Here is a 22,996-nt window from a genome sequence, read left to right on the forward strand (position 1 = left end):
TAATATTTTTATTCAAGAAAATAAGTTTGTAGTTTTTCACGCGCAGCGATATTGAGTCCAATATCTTTTTCCAGCCAAATATCTATGCTGCCATAATGCTGGTTGATGCTATTAAGTGCGGTCAGTAAAAACTCTTCCCTTACTGAATAAACATAGGCAAATTTTTCGACTACACTTTCGCTCATAATTTTTGCGTGTTCATTCAATAAATAGTCGCGGTATGGAGCCAATGTGACATTGGTTAATAAATAATCTTCCATTACCGTATCCAGATCAGCACCCAACGCGAATAAAACCAGTGCAGAGCCCACTCCTGTCCTGTCTTTACCAACCGCGCAGTGTTGCACAATGCCGCCTTTCTCTGGTTGCAGCAATAATGTCGCTAACGTCTTATACGCTGGATTGTTAATGGGTAACAATTCATATAAGCGAGACATAAATGTTTTCGCGTCGAATTGCTCCAATATTTTCATATCTAACTTATCCAGATTAGCATCCACTTCTTTGGAAAGAGGGTTGGCAGGAGCATGATGATAATGCGCCCCATTCCATACTCGATCTGGTTTATCCATAATTTCGCTGCTATCACGATAATCAATGATCTGCAAAAGGTTTTGATCCACTAAAAAAGCCTGATCGTTTTCTGTCAGCCTGTCCAATGAACCGGAACGAAATAACATGCCTGATTTAATCCTGACGCCATTGCCCAGTGTCTTATTACCTAAATCACGAAAATTAATGCCGCCATTTAAAGGAAGTAGTGAAGGATGGGATAGAAATGTTATGGTCATAGTCACTCTTGCTGAGATTAAAAATAGTTAATAGAACAAACTATCTATTAGTACAAAGTGCTATGACATTATCAAATTTTGAAATGAAAGGAAGAGAAGATCACACAAACGATAGGGCCAGAATCATCTGACCCTTGATAAAAGGCATTACAGCAGACGACGAGCTGCCTCCACAACTATCCCCAGCGCATTGCTTTCTGTTTTCTTCAGCAACTCAACATCTGGGATTTCCTGTTGGGTACGGTTAACAATCACACCAGCGACCATACCGGCACGCAGTCCTTGACTTGCACACATGGTCAACAATGTTGCTGATTCCATCTCAAAGTTCATTACGCCCATTTCTTGCCATTCTTTCATTGAACCCTGGAAACGACGAGCGACACGGCCAGAATAGGTATCGTAACGCTCCTGGCCGGGATAGAAGGTATCGGAAGATGCCGTAATACCAACATGGGTCGCAGAACCAGAGGCTTTTGCTGCTTCATACAAAGCATTTGTACATTCAAAATCAGCAACTGCCGGGAACTCCATTGGGGCAAAATGCAAGCTGGCACCGTCCAAACGAACCGCCGCAGTCGTCACCAATACATCCCCTACATTGATATGTGGCTGGATTGCTCCCGTTGTTCCGATACGCAGGAAAGTACGTACTCCCAACTGTGCCAATTCTTCTACAGCGATTGACGTTGAGGGGCCACCAATGCCTGTAGAGCAGACAACTACTGCTTTTCCATCAATTTCTGCACGCCAGGTCGTAAATTCACGGTGGGAAGCTAAATGTACTGGGTTATCCATTAATCGCGCAATTTTCTCAACACGGTTAGGATCGCCGGGTACAATCGCCAGAGTTGCGCCTTGCAGGTCGCTTTTGGTAATACCTAAGTGAAACACATCAGACATATCAGACTCCTCAACGGGCATGATTCAAAATATGAATACCTAAATTTAATCAATACTCTGACATTTTTTAGTAATTGAAATCATCTTTAATTAATATAAAAAAGAAACACATACATAAATTTGTGATTAATATCACATTTGAAAGGTAGTGCCCTCTACAGAGCACTATCACTATTCACATAAATCATTCACATAAACCGTTCATATAAAAAGTTACATGACGAGATTAAGAAGCAGCACACCGCATAATCCGATCCCCCATGCAATTGTGGTGGGAATCGACCAAATGATAATCTGTTGCTTCGTATTTTTAATGCCCATCATCCGGTTAACCACCCAGAAAAAACAGTCATTGAAATAACTGAAAAATAGTGTACCCATCATCGCAGCTTGAGCCGCCACCAGCATATTAACATCCGGTATTTGTTTGATAACAGGCGCAGAAATAGACGCCGCAGTTATCATTGCCACTGTGCCAGAGCCTTGAATTATGCGTATAAGCGTTGCAATGATAAATGGGATCAAAACAGGTGTTATGGGCAGGCTGGCAATATAATGCGCCAATATCGTCCCTGTCGCGCCTTCGTTCAATACTGCGCCTAATGCTCCTCCCGCTCCTGACACCAACAAAATAATGCCTACAGTTTTTAACCCTGTTTCCAGATGTTCAATTACTTCATGCTTACTGACGTTTGGCATTAAGGTATAAACCGCCAGTAATACACTGATTGCTAGCGCAATAATGGGTGATCCTAGAAAATCAAAAACCTGAAAATAGAAAGTGTCCTCTTTACCAGCAAACTCATCAGTTCTCAGTATCATTCCATTAATTACACCAATAAAAATCAGAATAATTGGCACGACGATGGGTAAAAGAGAAAGAAATAGGCTTGGAAGTGATTTTTGCTCTTTCTCTTCCAGATAACGCTGATGAACTTGTGATAAGTTTTCTGCTCTTTCTTCTGTATCACCAAGTTGATATTCAGGATATTTAGTCTCCAGCCACTTCGCATAGCAGGTAATACCAATAACACAGGGTACCGCCAATACCATACCTGCCAGCATCATTTTGCCGATACTCACCCCAAATATTCCGGCGACACCAAGCGGCCCTGGCGTTGGTGGAACGATATGGTGAGTCACCACTAACCCTCCCGCCAGAGCAACCCCAAGGGACAGTACATTGCGTTTACCTTTCTTCGCCAATGCCTTCACCAGCGGATAGAGGATCACAAAAGCTGAATTCACAAATATGGGGATACTGACAATATAACCGGTAATCGCCAAAGCCCACTCTTCACGCCTTTTGCCCAACCATTTTATCAAGCTATAAGCGATTTGCTCTGTTGCGCCTGATACTTCCAATATTCGCCCCATCATGCATCCCAATCCAATCACAATACCGATGTTGCCTAATGTCGAACCAAATCCTTTAGCGATCACATCAACGACATTATTTATAGTCAAACCGCCTGATATTCCAGCGATTATCGCTGCAATTAGCATAGCAATCAGGACATGAACACGAGTCCGCAACACCAGAAAAACCAGCGTAAATACCGCCACTCCCAACCCAATAATTGGAATGTAAAACTCCATCACCAAACCTCATCAAAAATGGACAAACTGGAACATGCCATATTTGTTATGCTTTTCGCTATCAGAAATCGATTTGGTAGTTGAAAAACTCAGTGATAAGGAATGAAAATCGCAATTGAAAAAAGGAGATTGTTTGAAAAAAAGTCTGGCAATTATCTAACTATCCAATACATGACCAACTTTTCTACCCGCCATATTGCACTAATTGTAGCGGGCAGTTTTATTACTTATTAAGTTTAAATTAAACAAATAAACGCTATACGCATTAAACTTTAAGTTGCAATTTACAATATGATATAAAACCTGATTTTTCCCCACTTCGCAGGGAAAAATCAGATTGGTATAAGTTAACTATTTAATGAAGAGCGCAAGCGTTTTGCCGCTTCAACCATGTTTGCCAACGCTTGCCTGGTTTCTGTCCAACCGCGCGTTTTCAAGCCGCAGTCTGGGTTCACCCACAAACGCTCGACTGGAATACGATCAGCCGCTTTGCGTAACAATGCCTCAATCCATTCAACGCTTGGGACGTTTGGTGAGTGAATGTCATACACCCCAGGCCCTATCTCATTCGGATAAGAGAAATCTTCGAACGAATCCAGCAATTCCATATCCGAGCGCGAGGTTTCAATGGTGATCACATCCGCATCCAGCGCTGCAATCGACGGCATGATGTCATTGAACTCGCAATAACACATATGAGTGTGAATTTGGGTATCATCTTTCGCAATGGCTGCGCTCAGTTTGAAAGCATCCACTGCCCACTCCAGATATTCCTGCCACTCTTCTCTGCGCAGTGGCAAGCCTTCACGCAATGCCGGTTCATCAATCTGGATAATGCCAATGCCTGCCTTCTGCAAATCATCAACTTCATCACGCAAAGCCAGTGCGATCTGTTTAGCAATGGTTTCACGACTAATATCTTCCCTTGGGAATGACCAGCAGAGAATGGTCACAGGCCCGGTCAACATGCCTTTGACTGGCTTCTCAGTCAAGGATTGCGCATAGGTCGCCCAGTTTACTGTTATCGCCTCTGGACGGCTAATATCGCCAATAATGACCGGTGGTTTCACGCAACGGGAGCCATAACTCTGCACCCAACCATTTTGGGTAAAGACATAACCGTCAAAGTGTTCGCCGAAATATTCCACCATGTCGTTACGTTCAGCTTCACCGTGTACCAAGACATCCAACCCCAAACGCTCCTGCTCTTGGATCGCCTGTTTAATATGTTCATTGATATTGGTTCGGTAGTGCGTACTATCCACCCGACCTTTTTTGAAATCGAGACGTAGGCTGCGAATTTCCGTCGTTTGTGGGAATGAACCTATGGTTGTTGTTGGCCACAGCGGTAAGTTGTAACGTTGACGCTGGAGCTTAGCACGTTCAGCATATGCCTGCTGACGTTCACTGTCCTGTGGCTTAATTGCCGCAATACGCCCAGCGACCGCAGGATTGTTCACTCTTGTGGAACTGCGACGGGCGCGAATTGGTGCACTATAGACATCCAGTTCGGTTTGTTTATTGCCTTCTGGCACATTCAATGCTTGCGACAGCAAAGAAAGTTCCGCACATTTTTGTAATGCAAAGGCAAACCAGCTTTTCACTTCTTCATCCAACCCAGTTTCATCATTCAGATCAATAGGGCTATGCAGCAGTGAACAGGAAGTGCCAATCCACACATTTCTCTTACCAACCCATGGTGCAACAAGCTGATATTTCTCACTCAAATCGGCTCGCCAAACATTACGGCCGTTAATCACTCCCAATGAAAGCAACCAATCTTTCGGCAGAGATGTATCCAAATTCTCAAGTGAATCCCTTCCCGCAACCAAATCAACATGCAATCCCTGCACTGGCAACGATTTGATCGTCTCCAGATTGTGACCAATGCTATCGAAATAGGTCGTCAGCAACAATTTCACCTGCCCCTCAAGTGCTTGATAAGCCGTTGAGAATGCCGCCAGCCATGTTTCTGGTAATTCCAGTACCAGAGCTGGTTCATCAATCTGCACCCATTCAATGCCACGTTTTGCCAGTTCTGCCAGTATTTGCTGGTATACCGGCAGGATATCTTTCAATAGAGACAAGCGATCAAAAACTTTGCCTTTTACCTTACCGAGCCATAAATAGGTCACTGGTCCCAAAAGTACAGGTTTTACGTTGTGCCCCAGTGCCAGAGCTTCATCAACTTCGTCCAACAACTGAGTCCAACCCAGCTTAAATGCCTGCCCCTCTTGAAATTCAGGCACGATATAATGATAATTTGTATTAAACCATTTAGTCATTTCCGAAGCAGCCGCAGGTGTACCTGTTGGTGCTCGGCCACGGGCAATACGGAACAGTGTATCCAGATCAATATTGCCATCTTCATTTTGATGACGTGGCGGAACATTGCCCAATAACAGGCTTGTGGTCAATACTTGGTCATACCAGGCAAAATCACCAACGGGGACTAAATCAACGCCCGCTTCTTTTTGTTGTTGCCAGTGACGTGCACGTAATTCACGACCTGTCTCCAGCAATTCCTGTTGAGAAATTTTGCCCGCCCAATAGTTTTCTTGCGCCTTTTTTAGCTCTCTTTTCAATCCGATACGTGGAAAACCTAATGTATGATTCAAAACCGTCATGTCGTCACCCGTAATTTTTAGCCGTCTAGATGTTTACACTTCTATAATCAACAGGTAATGTATAAACCACAAGCGCAAATTATTCATTATCATCTTGAAGGTTTTTCATGATCGAACTAAAACACTTAAAAACACTACAAGCACTGAACCATTGTGGCTCACTCGCAGCAGCAGCAAATTATTTGCATCAAACGCAATCTGCGCTCTCTCATCAGTTCAGTGAATTAGAACATCGGCTGGGATTTAAGTTATTCATTCGTAAAAGCCAACCCCTGAAGTTAACGCCTCAAGGAGAAGTGCTATTAAAATTAGCAGAGCAAGTCTTGCCCTTAGTGACAGCTTCCTTGCGTCAATGCCATGAACCACAAGAGACAAACTTACGCATTGCCATTGAGTGCCATAGCTGTATTCAATGGCTGACACCTGCGCTTAAGCGTTTTCGTGAAAGCTGGCCGCAGGTTAATGTGGACTTTAAATCTGGTGTGACATTTGATCCTCAACCTGCCCTGCAAAAACGCGAGCTGGATATTGTCCTGACATCTGACATTATTGCAGACAGTAACCTGCACTATACACCGCTGTTTGATTATGAAGTGAAGCTAGTGATCGCACCAGATCATCCACTGGCAAACACACGCGATATTCGCCCACAAGATCTCGCCGCTGAAACTTTGCTGATTTATCCCGTTCAGCGCCAACGGCTTGATATCTGGCGACGCTTTCTCCAACCCGCGGAAATTACGCCGACATTAAAAACGGTTGACAATACGTTATTGCTCATTCAGATGGTTGCCGCCCGATTGGGTATTGCCGCATTACCACACTGGGCTGTAGAAACATTCGAAAGACAAGGGTTGGTTGTAACCAAAACATTAGGAGAGGGATTATGGAGCAGATTGTACGCTGCCAGCCGAGAAGGAGAGCAGCGCCAACCCGCGATCGATACCTTTATTCGTTCTGCACGCCGGCACGCGGTGGACAATTTGCCGTTGGTAAAACGGGTTTCAGTATCCAACGGTGATGCACCCAAAGTGACGCAACAATCAGGCTGCCTCCAATGGTAAAGTTCAGCCAGTTAGGATGCTGCTGCCAAATTGCAAAATTGACCAATAACCCCGCCGGAACCAACATATTATTCATAATTGCCAGTGTTCCGGCATCCACTTGGGTGGCACCATAGTTCCACATAAAGTAGCCAATCCCCGATGCCCCAACACCCAGCCAAACCAAGACACCCCACTGAAGCTGAGTTGTGGGCAATTTTTGCGGATCACCAAACATTAGCCAGCCGATGATGGCGACGGTACAAGCGCCCAGATAGAACCATGAAAATGCCACTCGTTGTGGAATGGGATGGATCTCCATCAAGCGCTTATAACCGACCTGACCAATCGCAAAGAAAATATTTGCCAATTGCACTAACAGCAAGCCAATCCAGAAAGATTCACTCAATCGGTCATAACGAATAATCGCTGCACCAGCCACTGCCAATAAAGAACTCAAGGCATAACCCCAGCGCAATCGCTGACGCCCCATCAGATCATAAATTAATGTGACATAAAGTGGCGTCATAATGGTAAACAGCAAAAACTCAGCCACAGTCAGATAATGATAGGCATGAAAAACAAACAAATACATCACACCAAGCTGACAGGCACCAACAGCCATATACAGTGAAATAACTTTCAGAGATAACCCACGCCAGCGCAAAAATGGTAAAAATACCATTGCTGCTAACATTACCCTGACAAGAACCGAAAACCAGCTATCAACCTGACCAGCGAGATAAGCGCCAATCAGGCTAAATGAGGCGGCCCACAAAAATGTTGTGATCGTTAACAGCCACATAATTTATTGGTCTTTCACCTTTTATTGATCTTTCTCCACTAAAAGCGCTTCTAACAAATCAAGATCATGTAGCAACGTTTGTAGTGTTTCATTACTAATCTTACGGGTTGCACGCAAGTGATATAACTCCCCGCGTTCAGCCCTTAATGCCGTCAAACGGAAACGGCGTTCCAAATCTTCAACCATCAGATTATGCTCGATTTCATCCGTTCCCGCGGTACGGCGCCGCAAATAACCGGTAACGCGAGATGCAACCTCATTAATGACTTCTGCATCCAATTTTTCTTCAGTGCTGGCCGACAGACGCTCTTCCATCTTATTCATACTGACAATAGCAACTTCAGCCATTGCCGATTTTGCCATTCTGATTTCATCGAGATCTGCTTGCTTATCGCCAACTTTCATGCCACGTAGCAGCAAAGGTAAACCGATAACCCCGACAAAGAGGGAGAACAAAATCACGCCCGCTGCAATGAAAATTAACTGATAACGTGCCGGAAATGGGTCGCCATCCGGCAGGAACAGTGGCACAGACAGTGCACCTGCCAGTGTAATTGCCCCACGGACACCCGCAAAAGAAGCCAACCATAATTCACGGGTCGTATAGGAGGCAAACTGAAGCGGTTTTTTCTTTATCAGCATCTTGCTGATATTTTTCATCAGCCATAACCAACTGAATCGCAGTAATACCAGCGCAACGTAAATGATGCCAACGGCAGCAAACAGCATCCAGGTTTCAACATTTGGATCAAGCTCAGCCTGATCTACCGATGTTTCCCAAATGCCCGGCAATTGCAGACCCAGCATGATAAACACCAGGCCATTGAAGACAAAGGCCAGCATTCCCCATACATTATCGGCACGCAGACGCATATCCAATGGTGCGTTACGGATCACTCCTGCTTTACTGATAGTCATACCTGCGGAAACCGCAGCCAAAATCCCTGATACACCGATATGCTCGGCAATCATATAGGAAGCGAACGGCAACAACATCATAAACATGATTTGAGTTGCAGGATCATCCCCGCTCCAACGACTCATTAAGCGCAGTGATTTGCTGTATAACCATGTGATGGCGATGCCCGACAACAAACCACCAATCGCAACCTTGAAAAACTCCACCGTTGCGCCAGTGACAGTAAATACCATCGTGCCCATGGCAATCGCCACCGCAAATTTCAGAGCCACCAGACCGGAAGCATCATTCATTAATGCTTCCCCTTCCAGCACGCTCATCATATTTTTAGGAATACGTCCTTTTCCAACAATTGATGACAACGCCACCGCATCTGTTGGGGACAATACCGCCGCCAGTGCAAAGGCAGCAATAAGAGGGATACTTGGCAATAACCAATAGATCAAATAACCAATGCCAATAACCGTCACCAGTACCAATACTAAAACTAAAATGACGATTTCACGCCCATGCTGGAAAAACTCTCTGGTTGGTGTTTTCCAACCATCAACAAATAACAAAGGGGGGATAAGTAATACGAGGAAAAGTTCAGGATCGAAAGTAACGTGTAAACCAAAATGAGGCCAAGCCAGCAACGCTCCCATTGCTATTTGCACTATCGGCAAGGGGATACGGAACGGAATCATTTTAGTAAGAACACCAGAAACTGACACCACCAAAATCAAGATCAAGATAGTAAAGAATATTTCCATGTTACCCTTACAAATTGCCAAAAATCCGTCAGTGGAAAGATTGTGACTGTTTTTTACTGTTAATAATAGCGCTAATAACCATAAATATTACAGTTACTAAAGAAAATCAAAAAGCAATCACATTGTGAATCAATAAGCATTGCTTCATTTTTCTATTTTATGCTTACCAACTTGAGTATGTTGAAAAATTAGCACATTTTAGAACATACTTGGCAATCACAATATGGCTAATAATGAAACAGAGGGGTAGGAAGGGATGTGCAAACGCCAATTGTTTACACATCCTATTTTAATTAGATAGCCCAATTGCCGGCATAAAATACCACTAATATAATAGCAAGTATAACCGTGCCAATATTCAATTTACGCCATTCACCCGAAAAAATACGCCCAACAACCAGGACACTGAAACCCAGCATAATGCCTGTGACGATATTACAAGTCAGCACAATAAATACCGCACACAGTAAACCTGACATTGCATCAACAAAATCATCAAAATTCAGCTTTCGCACATTGCTCAGCATCAGTAATCCGACATACATCAAGGCAGGAGCCGTAGCATAGCCAGGCACTAAATACGACAGCGGGGATAGGAATACAATCAACAGGAATAAAATACCAACAACGGAAGCAGTTAAACCCGTTTTGCCTCCAGCAGCGGTTCCTGCGGCAGATTCAATATAAACCGCTGCGGGAGAAGAACCGATCATTCCAGCAAAAATACTACTGACAGAATCGGCTGTCAGTGCCTTGCCGCCATTGATAATCTGGCCTCTCTTATCCAATAAATTAGCTTGCCCCGCCACAGCCCGGATTGTACCCGTTGCGTCAAATATAGCTGTCATGACCAGAGCCAAAACACTGGGTAATACAACAGGCTGTAAAGCGCCCATAACATCCATACTGAACATCAGGGACAAACCATCTTCCCCCAATGTAGGAAATTTAAAGAATCCTTGATATTTAACGGCTGGATCAAAAATCAAGCCGATAATAGAAATTGCGATAATCATCAGCAAGATACCACCCGGCACCTTCTTACGTTCCAGACCGATAATGCCCGCCAGCCCCAATAACGTCATCACCACAGGAAATGACGTCAATGAACCAAAAGACACAGGCAAGCCAGCGTTTGGGTTCTTTACCACCAGACCTACGCCATTGGCTGCAATCAACAATAAAAACAAACCGATGCCAATACCCGTTCCATGTGCAATACCCATTGGCATATTACGCAAAATCCACGCTCGCACGCCCGTTATTGAAATTAACGTAAACAAACATCCCATCAGGAAAACCGCACCGAGAGCCACGGAAATGCTGACCTGTTGCCCTAATACCAGGCTAAATGCGGTAAATGTTGTCAACGAGATCGCACAGCCAATCGCCATTGGCAAATTAACCCACAACCCCATCAATAACGAACCAATACCGGTCACCAAACAAACAGAAATAAACACGGCGGTATGAGGAAATCCGGCTTGCCCAAGCATCCCTGGCACCACAATAACGGAATAGACCATCGCCAAAAATGTCGTTAATCCAGCGAGAACTTCCTGACGTATTGTCGATCCGCGTTCAGTAATCTTAAAATACCTATCGAGTTTGCATTGAGTTGGTGCCTGCATACCAGACATGTTTTTCCCCTGCTTCTGTTAACTATATCGCTTTAAAAGTTCTCTCCCTATTTCTTCACCTCTTCAAACGAAAACGATTACGCCACAAGATAATAAAAATCAGTGCTGCATTCATTGGCTCAACCATTCGTTTGCGCAATCGTTTGGCCTGCTGGATAAAGAAACAGTGAGAAAATTTGAAGCCAACGATTATCCAGTGAATCAGGGATAAGAATCAAGCAATAATCACATCAAAGATGATAAAACTCATACTCGGTATTCTGTATATTTACAGGGGTATTGGTTAACAAAGATGCTTTGCTTTCCGAAGCCAAATCGCAGGCCAAATTTACCGTGATAATCCCTCTGCTCAAGCGATAACGTGGGCATCAAAACAACATGGTGATAAGGCAATCATGCTATTCGGTGATCGGCTTAAAGAAAATCAACTGTCAGTCGCTATTGAATCACAGCCACTCAGGTCTTCTAACTCAGTTATCAAAGCCGTAGATTTTCTGGCTGATGAAATGGGTCTTATAACCTATAATAATCAAGATATTATCTGATCCCCACACCCTATCGACACATTTTTATGCGGCCTTTAAGCCTGACCTTGTGTAAAATCCCCTCAATTCGACTTTTGACTGATTCATTAGGATTTCTGTAAGAATTAAGGAGATAAACCATGACAACTTATGCCCTGGTAGGTGATATCGGCGGTACAAATGCACGTCTGGCATTATGTGATGTAGATACTGGGCAATTGAGCGCGGTCGAATTCTATCCCTGTGCGCATTATGAATCGCTTGAAATTGTTATCCGCCAATATTTGAAACAGCAGAATTGTGAAGTCAAATATGGCAGTATCGCTATTGCCTGTCCGGTGACGGACGATGTAATCAGCATGACTAACCATAGTTGGCGTTTTTCTGTTAGACAAATGAAAGCCTCTTTGGGATGGGAACGTTTTGAGGTGATTAACGATTTTACCGCCGTTTCCCTCGCCATTCCGGTTCTGGGAGCAGATGACGTAATTCAGATTGGTGGAAAGCAACCTCAAACTAAACGCCCTATTGCGGTTTATGGTGCAGGGACTGGGTTAGGAGTCGCGCATCTTGTTCACACTGGCAGCCAATGGATGAGCTTACCTGGTGAAGGTGGTCACGTAGAGTTCGCGCCAGATAGTGTGGAAGAAGATCATATGTTGCGCGTACTGCGCGAAGAATATGGACATGTCTCCGCTGAACGAGTCCTTTCCGGCCCTGGTTTAGTGAATATTTATCGTTCCCTGATGAAACTCAACGGGCAAGTCGCCGAAGATCTTACCCCTCGCGATGTTTCTGACCGTGCACTGAATGGAAATTGCTCTATCTGCAAACAAGCGTTAGAACTCTTCTGTACCGCGTTAGGACGTTTTGGTGGAAATTTAGCGCTGAATATGGGTGCATTTGGCGGTGTTTACATTGCAGGTGGGATCGTCCCTCGTTTCTTTGATTTCTTCCAAAAATCAGGTTTCCGGCAAGGGTTTGAAAACAAAGGCAGATTTACAGACTATTTAAAAGATATTCCTGTATATCTGATTACTCATGATAAACCAGGGTTATTGGGTGCAGGATCTTATATTCGCCAATTACTGGGTAAAGCGATTGGTTAAATAGAACCAAGATATTTATATATACGCATTAAACTTCAAGTTGCAATTTACAACACGCTATGAAACGTGATTTCTCCCCCGCTTCACAGGGAGAAATCACACGCATCTTGAAATGAGATTGGTATATGCTCATGCTATTTGTTTGCTTTGCTGGTGATAATTTTGAGCAATATTTAGCATAAATATTTTATGAGTGAGCTATTGAGTGACTATTCCTTCTGAAGCAAAGCAAGTATTGTTGATCGTCCAGAAGCGATTAGCCGAATCGCTGGTCGCGGTCTACCTTCATGGTTCGGCTGCGGTTGGTGGTCTTCGCCCCCGCAGCGATGTAGATTTGCTCGTGGTTATTGACCAACCGATGACATCTGAGGTTCGGGCATCTCTCGCTGCCGATTTAATGATGGTATCAGGCCGATATCCTTTTGATCCTGATGGGCATCGCCCGATTGAACTGATTGTTTTCTTGCGCACCAATCTCATCGCATCGCTTTATCCTGCCCGAAGTGAATTTATTTATGGTGAGTGGCTACGCCATAAATATGAGGTGGGAGAAATTCCCAAGCCAGTTTATGATCCAGAGCTTACCTTGGTGCTGGCTCAAGCACGGCAGGAAGCAATACCACTGCTCGGCTCGAACACAAGCAATCTCCTACCCGCTATTCCAAGTTCGGATATTCATCGAGCTATTAAGGATGTCCTGCCGAATTTAATTGAGACGCTACAGGGAGATGAACGTAATGTCCTTCTAACGCTGGCGCGTATGTGGCGGACATTAGTGACGGGAGAGTTTGTTTCTAAGGACGTTGCTGCCGATTGGGCGGCTGAGCGTCTTCCTGCCACACAGGCCGCAGTCTTAGCCGATGCGCGGGAAACCTATTTGAAAGGGCATGAAGAAGATTGGCAAAATCGCCAGCAAGAACTTCAAATTACGGTAAGTTCGCTGCACGATTGTGTGCTAACAAATCTATGTGTGAAACTTAAGACTTGATCTGACAATTATCGAAACAAAAACAATTGCCAGATCAAAGTTAAACGACTACAGATCGCAAAATCTGTGACTGGTTCTGACCAGAATCAAGCTGCTTTTTTAGTTCACTCGTAGAGTAGGCCTCAAGTTTGATGTCATCTCCCCAGCGGCCCCTCGTCAAACCGTGCGTGCGGTTTTCCCGCACACGGCTTTCCGACTGTCTTCTTCCTGCTGCATTACGACGTTACAAGGCGAGCATACCGACTGACTTCGTTTCCGTTTATCGACAGACTATACAACTTAAATAACCCGTGATACTTGTAGAACCAGCTCGGCGGATGGTCCCTCCATCCTTTAGTTCGCTTCTTGTGCTTCTTCCTCAACATAATACAGAGTGTCCATATCGTGTAATTTGCGATGCTTTTGAAATGCATCCGGGAGTTGCACGTCTTGAAATAATTACCCCACCCTCTAAGGATTGGGTTTATTTCTGTTCTGATTAGCTCCGGAAGATCCCGATGCTGACCTTTTCGTGTCACTTCACGAATCTTTCGCTTTACTCTTTTCATCGCTTCTGGTGAGGGGTAGTAATAGGTTCTCAATTTTCCATCCCTTTTGGACGGCTGCACTGCAAACCTGTGCCCCAGAAAGTCAAACGGTGACTTTATTGCATGAACGACTTTCGTCTTTTCGGTATTTAGCGTCAATCCAAGCTGATCAAGTACCTTACAGGCTTGAGCCAGATAAAACCTCGGTGCTTTCTTACACAAAATGACAAAGTCATCGGCATAACGAACAAGATGAGCGTCATGCTCACGCTGATTGAATCCCTCTTTTTCCCAGATATGATCCAGCCAGTGCAGGTAAAGATTAGCCAGTAGTGGAGATATCACGCCTCCTTGTGGAGTTCCTGCTATCCCCGCTTTCAGGTTTCCCTCTTCCATTACTCCAGCTTTCAGCCACATTTCAATCAGTTTCACAACTGAGCGATCTATGACTCTGGTTCTCACCGATAACAGCAATTTATCATGGGGGATAGTGTCAAAATAAGACTTCAAATCAGCATCTACCACCCAGTAACATTTAAAATTTAGCCACTTATAGATTTCTCTCAGCGCCTGCTGCGCATTTCTGCGAGGCCGAAAGCCATATGAAAAATCTTTAAAACTCGCTTCGAAAAGCGGTTCTATGACTATCTTTACTGCTGCCTGAACTACACGATCTTCAATAACAGGTATGCCCAGTGGTCTTTCCTTTCCATCCGGTTTAGGAATGTAAACCCTACGCACCGGTTGAGGAGAGTACTTCTTTTGAACTAGCTTCTTCTGGATGTCTTGCAGAAAGTTACCTACACCAATTTCAGTTTCAATCTTATCGATTGTTAACCTATCAATTCCTGAAGAACCTTTATTGGCTTTAACCTGCGTCCATGCCATAACAAGCACACGACCACTACATACCTTGTCATACAGAACACCAAATTTACGTTTTGGATCCGCCTTGGCTGCCAGGTATAGCTTGCGTTGCAGTACTCGTACCTTTTCAAATGCCGTGTTTAGAGCTTTCGCAATCACGTAGTACCTCCTGTAACAACAGGCATGACAGAAGTAGAGGTCCTTCCCTACGGTAAGGTTATGTTGTCCCTACCATCAACAGTACTATGACCTCCTCCGACTCCTCTATCCTGCATCTCTCAGAATTTCAGCGGTTACCTTATATCTTTGATTACGCAGTGGGTTAGACTACGACAGGTAGAGGTCTCGTTCGTTCCACTCAGTGCTATACATGCATCCCATCCTCAATACCCCGGATCCCTGTCATGACTTCATATGGTTGTTAATCCATCATGATTCACTGGCCTTCGCCCCCATTCTAAAGGCTCGGCAGGATCACCCTACACCACACTCTCCCAGCATAACTGTATGGCTGAAATTTACGAGGCTTGTTCAGGTTCACTTGCGTTACGGGCTGCATACTTGCGCGCACCCACAGTCTGGGTCAGGGGTCACGTTTATCCGGCGTTGCTCCCGTGTTTCAGTCACCATCCACACGTACGCCATAGCTACGCAGTCAAATCAACCAACTACTGCGGCAGGACTTTCACCTGCAAGACACTGAGCAGCTTAGCGAACCGCTCAGAAAGGAATATCATCATCGAAATCTATCGGCGGCTCATTGCTCTGTGGCATAGGCGACTGCGCTGGACGAGATGGAGCACCGCCACTGAATTGCTGAGAGGCTTGTGGCTGTTGTGGTTGCCCCCAACCGCCTTGCGCTGGCGCATCCTGTGCTGCGCCACTACGACTACCCAGCATCTGCATTACCCCACCGACAGGATTGACGACAATTTCCGTGGTATAACGGTCTTGGCCGTTCTGATCCTGCCATTTACGGGTCTGCAAAGAACCTTCAATATAAACCTGAGAACCTTTGCGCAGGTATTCACCGGCGACTTCTGCCAATTTGCCGAAAAACACGACACGATGCCATTCGGTTTTCTCTCTCATCTCACCGGTTTGTTTATCACGCCAGCTCTCAGACGTTGCCAGAGTAATGTTGGTCACTGCACCGCCATTCGGCATATAGCGAACTTCTGGGTCCTGTCCCAAATTACCCACTAAAATAACTTTGTTTATGCCTCTGCTGGCCATTGGGAATACTCCTGATGAAATGAATTTTGCTAAAAACGGATTTATCTAATTATAAGCAATGTAGTTTACCATGCGAGAGATAAGTTTAAACAGAGAGCCGTTATATTATACTTTGCGAAGCGCATCGTACTTTACATTGTCATGGTGACAGCACGATTGTCCGTTAAATACTGTATATCCATTCAGCAATGTTTGTGCAATAATAACGCGTTTATGAGTTTTGCTCTATCAATCATCTGGGAAGTGGTATATGGATAACATCGAAGTTCGGGGCGCCCGCACCCATAATCTTAAGAATATCAATTTAATAATTCCCCGTGACAAGCTGATAGTCATTACTGGGCTATCGGGTTCCGGTAAGTCATCTTTGGCTTTCGATACCCTGTATGCGGAAGGGCAACGTCGCTATGTTGAATCCCTCTCTGCATATGCACGCCAGTTTTTGTCACTGATGGAAAAACCGGATGTCGATCATATTGAGGGGCTATCCCCGGCCATTTCCATTGAGCAAAAGTCTACTTCCCATAACCCACGTTCTACGGTCGGCACGATAACTGAAATTCACGATTATCTCCGTCTGCTATTTGCGCGAGTGGGTGAACCACGTTGTCCTGAGCATGATATCACGCTGGCGGCACAAACAATCAGCCAGATGGTAGATAACGTCTTGGCTCTACCAGAAAACCAACGCCTGATGTTACTGGCTCCTGTCGTCAAAGAGCGTAAAGGTGAACATACCAAGCTGCTGGATAATCTCGCTGCACAAGGCTATATTCGCGCCCGTATTGATGGTGAAGTGTGTGACCTTTCCGATCCACCAAAACTCGAATTACAGAAAAAACATACCATTGAAGTCGTCATCGACCGCTTTAAAGTGCGTGCTGATCTCGCCCAGCGATTAGCGGAATCATTCGAAACTGCATTAGAACTTTCCGGTGGTACTGCCGTCATTGCCAATATGGAGGATACACAGGCCGAAGAACTGATCTTCTCCGCCAATTTTGCTTGTCCAATCTGTGGCTATAGTATGAGCGAGTTAGAACCTCGCTTGTTTTCCTTCAACAATCCCGCAGGGGCTTGCCCTACTTGTGATGGATTAGGGGTTCAGCAATTTTTTGATCCCGAACGCGTTGTCCAAAATGAAGGTATCTCCCTTGCCGGAGGTGCGATCCGTGGTTGGGATCGCCGTAACTTCTATTACTTTCAGATGCTAAGATCACTGGCAGAACACTACAAATTCGATATCGAAACACCGTTTAATCAGTTAAGCCCAACCATTCAGAAAGTGGTTTTATACGGCTCAGGTAAAGAATCCATCGAATTTAAATACACCAATGATCGTGGTGATGTGACTGTTCGCCACCATCCGTTCGAAGGTGTGCTGCACAATATGGAACGCCGCTATAAAGAGACGGAATCCACCGCCGTACGGGAAGAGTTAGCAAAATATATCAGCAATCGATCTTGCGTTTCCTGCGATGGAACGCGACTGCGTAAGGAGGCGCGTTATGTCTTTATCGAAGATACTACGCTGCCACAAATTTCGGATTTCAGCATCGGTCATGCGATGGCGTTTTTCCAAAATATCAAGCTGAGTGGACAACGCGCCCAAATTGCCGAAAAAGTCCTGAAAGAGATCCGTGATCGCCTGAAATTCTTGGTTAATGTTGGATTAAATTACCTGACGCTCTCCCGTTCAGCAGAAACGCTTTCCGGTGGGGAAGCCCAGCGTATCCGTTTGGCGAGCCAGATTGGTGCAGGACTCGTCGGTGTGATGTATGTATTGGATGAACCTTCCATTGGCCTGCATCAGAGGGATAATGAGCGTTTGCTGGAAACCTTACTGCACCTGCGCAATTTGGGTAACACGGTTATCGTTGTCGAACATGACGAAGATGCCATCCGTGCGGCTGACCATATTATTGACATTGGGCCGGGCGCAGGTGTACATGGCGGCGAGATTGTTGCCGAAGGAACGATTACCGCTATCATGGAAAGCCCAAAATCACTCACAGGAAAATTCCTCAGTGGTGAGCGTCAAATTGCTATTCCAGAGCAGCGCGTGTCTGTTAATCCAGATAAGATGCTGAAATTGATTGGCGCAAAAGGCAATAACCTGAAAAAGGTGACATTAAATCTCCCCATCGGCCTGTTCACTTGTATCACAGGCGTTTCTGGTTCCGGTAAATCAACGTTGATCAACGATACGTTATTTCCTATTGCACAGCGTCAGTTAAATGGAGCAACAAATATTAGTCCTGCCCCTTATATTGATATCCAGGGTCTTGAGCATTTTGATAAGGTAATCGATATCGACCAAAGCCCGATTGGCAGAACCCCACGTTCAAATCCTGCCACTTATACGGGTATATTTACGCCTGTCAGAGAGTTATTCTCAGGCGTTCCTGAATCCCGTACCCGTGGCTATACACCGGGGCGTTTCAGTTTCAACGTTAAAGGCGGACGTTGTGAAGCCTGTCAAGGTGATGGCGTAATTAAAGTTGAGATGCATTTCTTACCTGATGTTTATGTGCCTTGCGATCAATGTAAGGGTAAGCGTTACAATCGAGAAACGCTGGAAATCAAATATAAGGGCAAGAATATTAATGAAGTGCTGAATATGACTATCGAAGAGGCTCGTGAGTTTTTTGACGCAGTTCCTGCGCTTTCCCGTAAGTTGCAAACTTTGATAGATGTCGGCCTTTCCTATATTCGCCTGGGGCAATCCGCAACGACACTTTCTGGCGGGGAAGCGCAGCGGGTAAAACTGGCGCGGGAATTGTCTAAACGGGGTACAGGCCAGACACTGTATATCCTTGATGAACCAACAACCGGCCTGCATTTTGCGGATATTCAGCAACTATTATCCGTTCTGCATCAATTGCGAGATCAAGGAAATACTATTGTCGTCATCGAACATAATCTTGATGTGATCAAAACGGCTGACTGGATTGTCGATCTTGGCCCTGAAGGTGGTAGCGGCGGTGGTGAAATATTGGTTTCAGGAACACCCGAAGAAGTCATTCAATGTGAAAAATCTCACACTGCTCGTTTTTTGAAGCCAATACTTGAGCGAGATTAATTTTAAAAAAACTATTTATAATCCTCCTCACATCGTGGGGAGTTTTTTATTTATTTTATAGACAATTATTTATCAAATTCAATTTACTACGGACAGTTAAGCCTTTTCTTACGGTCAATTCAGGTGAAACAACCTTTCGTGAATTAGTATTGTATTGTTGATCTAATACTATTAATACTCACATCACCGAAGTATTAGTGCCATAATGGCATAACATATTCTTTAAATTTATAATGGAGATTAAACATGTATATGTTTTTACCATTCTTAATTGCGCTAATTATCATCGTCACAGTTGTTACCGATAAGAAAAAGCTCACATATACCCTGTGGTTTGCTTTATTCGTTATCACGGTATTTTGGTTTAAATATCATGCAACTGATGCATTGAACCTTTCTTTCTAATCGGAGGCAATAATGAATAATACAATGTCAGCTCCGCGTAATGCTAACCTTGCAATGGCCTTAAATATTCTGGGTCTGTTCGGTATTAGTGTGGTTTTGATAATCGCGTTTTATTATCAATTAGCCCGCTTTGAACTTCCCTGCCCATTATGTTTATTGCAGCGAGCAGGCATTATCATGATTGGTTTTGGCTTTTTGTTTAATATTTATTTTGGCATAAAAAATGCCCATTATAGTCTTTCACTGCTCGGCTGCATTATAACTGGTTTCATTGCCATGCGGCAGGTTTCTCTTCATATCATGCCGGGCGATACGGGATATGGTTCAACTTTCTTCGGCCTGCATTTTTATACCTGGGCTGCCATTCTATCTATTCTGACTATTATTGCCATCGCCGCTATCATGCCCCTGAAAACAGGCAATGTTGATTCAACAAGATACACACCTCCAACTTCAGGCAAAATTGTCATGGGCTTGTTCGCATTTCTGATTGCAGCCAATCTAGTTTCTACCCTATTAGAGTGTGGTGGTGGACAATGTGATGACAACCCAACGTTCTATCAGTTATTGCAAAAGTAATCTTTATTTATATTGAAACTATTAAAACAGAAGGCTGCATAATTCCAGCAACCTTCTGTTTTTTTAAGCCGATTTTTTCACCAACAAATCACTAATTTTCTTGGCGTGATTAGATATCACACCACGCCGTCTACAGATGTAGACAAGCATGGCCATTTGGTCAACACTCGCAAACAATAAAAATCATTAACTCACCGCCGCAAACGCTTCTGCAATGCGTTGCACGTTATGATGATTCACACCAGCCATACAAACGCGGCCAGAACCGACCAGATAGACGCCAAATTCTTCACGTAATCTATCCACTTGTGTCTGACTAAATCCGGTATAACTGAACATTCCACGCTGTTGCAGTAAATGGTCAAAGTTTTTTTCTGGTAGTGCTTGTTGCAGGGCATTGACCAATACTGTCCGCATTTCCAGAATACGCAAACGCATCCGTTCAACTTCGTCCAACCACTGGTTTTTTAATTCAGGATTACTCAATACTCTGGCTACAATCTGCGCACCAAAATTTGGTGGGCTGGAGTAAATACGGCGCACCGTCGCTTTCAATTGTCCCAAGACATGTTCAGCCGCTTTTACATCGTCACAGATAACTGATAATCCACCAACACGCTCACCATACAATGAGAAAATTTTCGAAAATGAGTTGCTGACCAGGCAAGGCAACCCCGCATTGGCCATTGCGCGGATAGCGTAGGCATCTTCTTCCATACCATCGGCAAATCCCTGATAAGCGATATCAAGGAAAGGCAGCAATCCCCGCTCTTTAGTCACCTGAACCACCTGATCCCATTGGTCATTGGTGAGATCGGAACCTGTTGGGTTATGGCAACAAGGATGCATCAAAATAATACTTTTTGCCGGCAATTGCTTGAATGTTGCCAGCATTTCGTCAAACTTTACCCCTTTGGTTTTATCATCAAAATAAGGGTAATAGTTCACTTTGATGCCTGCTCCGGCAAAAATAGTGGCATGGTTTTCCCACGTCGGATCACTGCACCATACTTCAGAATCAGGAAAATAACGATGTAAAAAATCAGCCCCTACTTTTAATGCGCCTGAACCACCCAATGTTTGGATCGTAGCAATACGTTGTTGGTTTAATAGTGGGTGATCTTTGCCAAACAGTAATGCCTGAATTGCCGTACGATAGGCAAACAAACCTTCCATTGGGAGGTAAAGGGAAGCAGACTGTGGCAAGGCGTTTATTTGTTTTTCAGCAGTTGCAACAGCCTGTAATTTTGGCGTTATACCCTCTTCATCGTAATACAGCCCGATGCTCAGATTTATTTTTTCTGCGCGGGGATCATTTTTGAACTCTTCCATTAACGACAGGATAGGATCGCCCGCATACGCATCAACATTCTGGAACATTACGTTATACTCCCTGCTATTGAATTATTTATTAAAAGTGCAATAACAGACAATATAACTTACCCGGATTATTCGTCTAGATATTCCATCGCAACACGTGAAGTCAGTTTCGTAATTAGCTCATAAGCGCTGATCCCCGAATGCGCTGCAATTTTTTCAACTGGCAGGGCATTCCCCCAAAGGATAACTTCATCTCCAACTTTATCCTGGCATGTTGGTCCCAGATCCACAGTAATCATATCCATAGATACACGGCCAACAAGTGGCACTTCCCGACCATTAATAAATACTGGCGTACCGGCAGGTGCACTGCGGGGATAGCCATCACCATATCCCATTGCCACAACGCCAAGATAGGTGTCTTGTTCACTGCTCCACGTACCACCATATCCTACTGCTTCACCCGCTTTGTGTTTACGAACGGCGATTAAGCTGGATTTGAGTGTCATGGCAGGGAGTAAATTAAAATCGGCAGCAGTCTTATCGGCCATCGGCGAAGCACCATACATCATGATGCCGGGACGAACCCAGTCCAAATGCGCCTTTGGCCATAATAAGATCCCCCTGATGCAGAAATGGATTTTTCGCCAGATTTATCCACGATAAATGCCATAAAACGCTCCATTTGTTGCTGGGTCGTTTCAACTGTGGGTTCATCTGCACGGCTAAAATGGCTGATGATATTAACGGGTTGCTCAACATGACGACAGCGGCTGAGACGTTGATAAAATGCGTCTGCTTCATCGATCCGGACTCCCAGACGATGCATACCTGTATCGAGTTTCATCCACACTTTAATGGGATGGGATAAATCCGCCTGTTCCAATGCTTCAAGCTGTTCAATGCTATGCACCACGGTTTCAATATGATTGACGACTAAAACGGGGAGATCAGCCGCTTCAAAAAAACCTTCTAATAGCAAGATTGGCTTGGCGATCCCACCACTGCGCAAGGCCAGCGCTTCCCCAATGCGAGCAACACCGAAGCAATCAGCATCTTCCATTGTGTAAGCAGTTTCTAATAAACCATGTCCATAGGCGTTTGCTTTCACAACTGCAATTAACTTACTGTCAGGCGCTTGTACTCTCACCTGTTGCAGATTGTGTCGCAGAGCGCGGCGGTCGATAACAGCAGTTGCCGCTTTCATTCCATCCCCTTTTTATCATTTTTCAGTCAGGTTTGATAATAACAGCCTATCTTCGATATTGATTATTGACGCT

At 44.5% G+C, this 22,996-nt stretch carries 16 protein-coding genes and 1 pseudogene; 6 read left to right on the plus strand and 11 right to left on the minus strand.

Annotated elements, in window-relative coordinates:
• Positions 1 to 8: 8 nt before the first annotated feature.
• From AAC853_RS16600 to metE, 4 genes are all read right to left on the minus strand, one after another.
• Entirely contained in the window at positions 9 to 791 is a 783-nt protein-coding gene (locus AAC853_RS16600; protein WP_340615202.1) for a tyrosine-protein phosphatase, read from the minus strand.
• Positions 792 to 938: 147 nt separating this feature from the next.
• The gene (gene udp, locus AAC853_RS16605; RefSeq protein ID WP_340615203.1) at positions 939 to 1,694 is read right to left on the minus strand and encodes a uridine phosphorylase; all 756 of its coding nucleotides are present in this window, start codon (positions 1,692 to 1,694) and stop codon (positions 939 to 941) included.
• 213 nt (positions 1,695 to 1,907) lie between these two features.
• Entirely contained in the window at positions 1,908 to 3,293 is a 1,386-nt protein-coding gene (locus AAC853_RS16610; RefSeq protein WP_340615204.1) for a GntP family permease, read from the minus strand.
• Positions 3,294 to 3,640: 347 nt separating this feature from the next.
• Entirely contained in the window at positions 3,641 to 5,920 is a 2,280-nt protein-coding gene (metE, locus tag AAC853_RS16615; protein ID WP_340615205.1) for a 5-methyltetrahydropteroyltriglutamate--homocysteine S-methyltransferase, read from the minus strand.
• A 107-nt stretch (positions 5,921 to 6,027) separates the two neighbouring features.
• Between metE and metR the strand changes: the two genes are divergently transcribed.
• Positions 6,028 to 6,984, plus strand: a complete 957-nt coding sequence (gene metR, locus AAC853_RS16620) for an HTH-type transcriptional regulator MetR (RefSeq protein WP_338884522.1) — start codon at positions 6,028 to 6,030, stop codon at positions 6,982 to 6,984.
• On the opposite strand, the gene AAC853_RS16625 is transcribed toward metR, so the two are convergent.
• The 3 genes from AAC853_RS16625 to AAC853_RS16635 all read right to left on the minus strand — a co-directional run bounded on the left by AAC853_RS16625 (position 6,869) and on the right by AAC853_RS16635 (position 11,079).
• Positions 6,869 to 7,768 (minus strand): carboxylate/amino acid/amine transporter, encoded by a 900-nt coding sequence (locus AAC853_RS16625; protein WP_338884521.1) that lies wholly within the window; start codon positions 7,766 to 7,768, stop codon positions 6,869 to 6,871. The genes metR and AAC853_RS16625 overlap by 116 nt on opposite strands.
• 21 nt (positions 7,769 to 7,789) lie before the next feature.
• Entirely contained in the window at positions 7,790 to 9,439 is a 1,650-nt protein-coding gene (locus AAC853_RS16630; protein WP_338884520.1) for a Na+/H+ antiporter, read from the minus strand.
• Between the two features lie 293 nt (positions 9,440 to 9,732).
• Complete coding sequence (locus AAC853_RS16635) at positions 9,733 to 11,079, minus strand: NCS2 family permease (RefSeq protein ID WP_338884519.1); 1,347 nt, start codon at positions 11,077 to 11,079, stop codon at positions 9,733 to 9,735.
• A 664-nt stretch (positions 11,080 to 11,743) separates the two neighbouring features.
• On the opposite strand from AAC853_RS16635, the gene glk reads away from it, so the two are divergent.
• Together glk and AAC853_RS16645 are read left to right on the plus strand one after the other, a co-directional pair.
• Positions 11,744 to 12,712 carry a glucokinase gene (gene glk / locus AAC853_RS16640; protein WP_340615206.1) on the plus strand — a complete coding sequence of 323 codons (969 nt, stop codon included), beginning with the start codon at positions 11,744 to 11,746 and terminating at the stop codon, positions 12,710 to 12,712.
• A 205-nt stretch (positions 12,713 to 12,917) separates the two neighbouring features.
• A complete protein-coding gene (locus AAC853_RS16645; RefSeq protein WP_338884515.1) occupies positions 12,918 to 13,700 on the plus strand; it encodes an aminoglycoside adenylyltransferase family protein in 783 nt (260 codons plus the stop codon).
• 215 nt (positions 13,701 to 13,915) lie between these two features.
• Here AAC853_RS16645 and ltrA read toward each other — a convergent pair whose 3' ends face one another.
• Together ltrA and AAC853_RS16655 are read right to left on the minus strand one after the other, a co-directional pair.
• The gene (ltrA, locus tag AAC853_RS16650) at positions 13,916 to 15,253 is read right to left on the minus strand and encodes a group II intron reverse transcriptase/maturase (protein WP_340613479.1); all 1,338 of its coding nucleotides are present in this window, start codon (positions 15,251 to 15,253) and stop codon (positions 13,916 to 13,918) included.
• 561 nt (positions 15,254 to 15,814) lie between these two features.
• The gene (locus tag AAC853_RS16655; RefSeq protein WP_338884513.1) at positions 15,815 to 16,330 is read right to left on the minus strand and encodes a single-stranded DNA-binding protein; all 516 of its coding nucleotides are present in this window, start codon (positions 16,328 to 16,330) and stop codon (positions 15,815 to 15,817) included.
• Between the two features lie 250 nt (positions 16,331 to 16,580).
• Between AAC853_RS16655 and uvrA the strand changes: the two genes are divergently transcribed.
• From uvrA to AAC853_RS16670, 3 genes are all read left to right on the plus strand, one after another.
• A complete protein-coding gene (gene uvrA, locus AAC853_RS16660; RefSeq protein ID WP_340615207.1) occupies positions 16,581 to 19,412 on the plus strand; it encodes an excinuclease ABC subunit UvrA in 2,832 nt (943 codons plus the stop codon).
• 246 nt (positions 19,413 to 19,658) lie between these two features.
• Positions 19,659 to 19,817, plus strand: coding sequence for a DUF5993 family protein (locus AAC853_RS16665; protein WP_338884509.1), 159 nt, complete (start codon positions 19,659 to 19,661; stop codon positions 19,815 to 19,817).
• 12 nt (positions 19,818 to 19,829) lie between these two features.
• The gene (locus tag AAC853_RS16670; RefSeq protein ID WP_340615208.1) at positions 19,830 to 20,396 is read left to right on the plus strand and encodes a disulfide bond formation protein B; all 567 of its coding nucleotides are present in this window, start codon (positions 19,830 to 19,832) and stop codon (positions 20,394 to 20,396) included.
• Between the two features lie 186 nt (positions 20,397 to 20,582).
• Here AAC853_RS16670 and AAC853_RS16675 read toward each other — a convergent pair whose 3' ends face one another.
• Together AAC853_RS16675 and alr are read right to left on the minus strand one after the other, a co-directional pair.
• Positions 20,583 to 21,776 (minus strand): amino acid aminotransferase, encoded by a 1,194-nt coding sequence (locus AAC853_RS16675; RefSeq protein ID WP_338884506.1) that lies wholly within the window; start codon positions 21,774 to 21,776, stop codon positions 20,583 to 20,585.
• 68 nt (positions 21,777 to 21,844) lie between these two features.
• Positions 21,845 to 22,923, minus strand: a pseudogene (alr, locus tag AAC853_RS16680) (alanine racemase).
• Positions 22,924 to 22,996 lie beyond the last annotated feature (73 nt).

It is taken from the genome of Xenorhabdus thailandensis (assembly GCF_037996785.1).
Lineage (GTDB): Bacteria > Pseudomonadota > Gammaproteobacteria > Enterobacterales > Enterobacteriaceae > Xenorhabdus > Xenorhabdus griffiniae.

Excerpts from the sequence above, each read along its gene's own strand:
- AAC853_RS16635 (WP_338884519.1), bottom strand. The coding sequence starts at position 11,079 with ATGTCTGGTATGCAGGCACCAACTCAATGCAAACTCGATAGGTATTTT.
- glk (WP_340615206.1), top strand. The coding sequence starts at position 11,744 with ATGACAACTTATGCCCTGGTAGGTGATATCGGCGGTACAAATGCACGT.
- AAC853_RS16670 (WP_340615208.1), top strand. The coding sequence starts at position 19,830 with ATGAATAATACAATGTCAGCTCCGCGTAATGCTAACCTTGCAATGGCC.
- AAC853_RS16630 (WP_338884520.1), bottom strand. The coding sequence starts at position 9,439 with ATGGAAATATTCTTTACTATCTTGATCTTGATTTTGGTGGTGTCAGTT.
- AAC853_RS16665 (WP_338884509.1), top strand. The coding sequence starts at position 19,659 with ATGTATATGTTTTTACCATTCTTAATTGCGCTAATTATCATCGTCACA.
- udp (WP_340615203.1), bottom strand. The coding sequence starts at position 1,694 with ATGTCTGATGTGTTTCACTTAGGTATTACCAAAAGCGACCTGCAAGGC.
- AAC853_RS16675 (WP_338884506.1), bottom strand. The coding sequence starts at position 21,776 with ATGTTCCAGAATGTTGATGCGTATGCGGGCGATCCTATCCTGTCGTTA.
- metR (WP_338884522.1), top strand. The coding sequence starts at position 6,028 with ATGATCGAACTAAAACACTTAAAAACACTACAAGCACTGAACCATTGT.
- AAC853_RS16655 (WP_338884513.1), bottom strand. The coding sequence starts at position 16,330 with ATGGCCAGCAGAGGCATAAACAAAGTTATTTTAGTGGGTAATTTGGGA.
- metE (WP_340615205.1), bottom strand. The coding sequence starts at position 5,920 with ATGACGGTTTTGAATCATACATTAGGTTTTCCACGTATCGGATTGAAA.
- uvrA (WP_340615207.1), top strand. The coding sequence starts at position 16,581 with ATGGATAACATCGAAGTTCGGGGCGCCCGCACCCATAATCTTAAGAAT.
- AAC853_RS16600 (WP_340615202.1), bottom strand. The coding sequence starts at position 791 with ATGACCATAACATTTCTATCCCATCCTTCACTACTTCCTTTAAATGGC.
- AAC853_RS16610 (WP_340615204.1), bottom strand. The coding sequence starts at position 3,293 with ATGGAGTTTTACATTCCAATTATTGGGTTGGGAGTGGCGGTATTTACG.
- AAC853_RS16625 (WP_338884521.1), bottom strand. The coding sequence starts at position 7,768 with ATGTGGCTGTTAACGATCACAACATTTTTGTGGGCCGCCTCATTTAGC.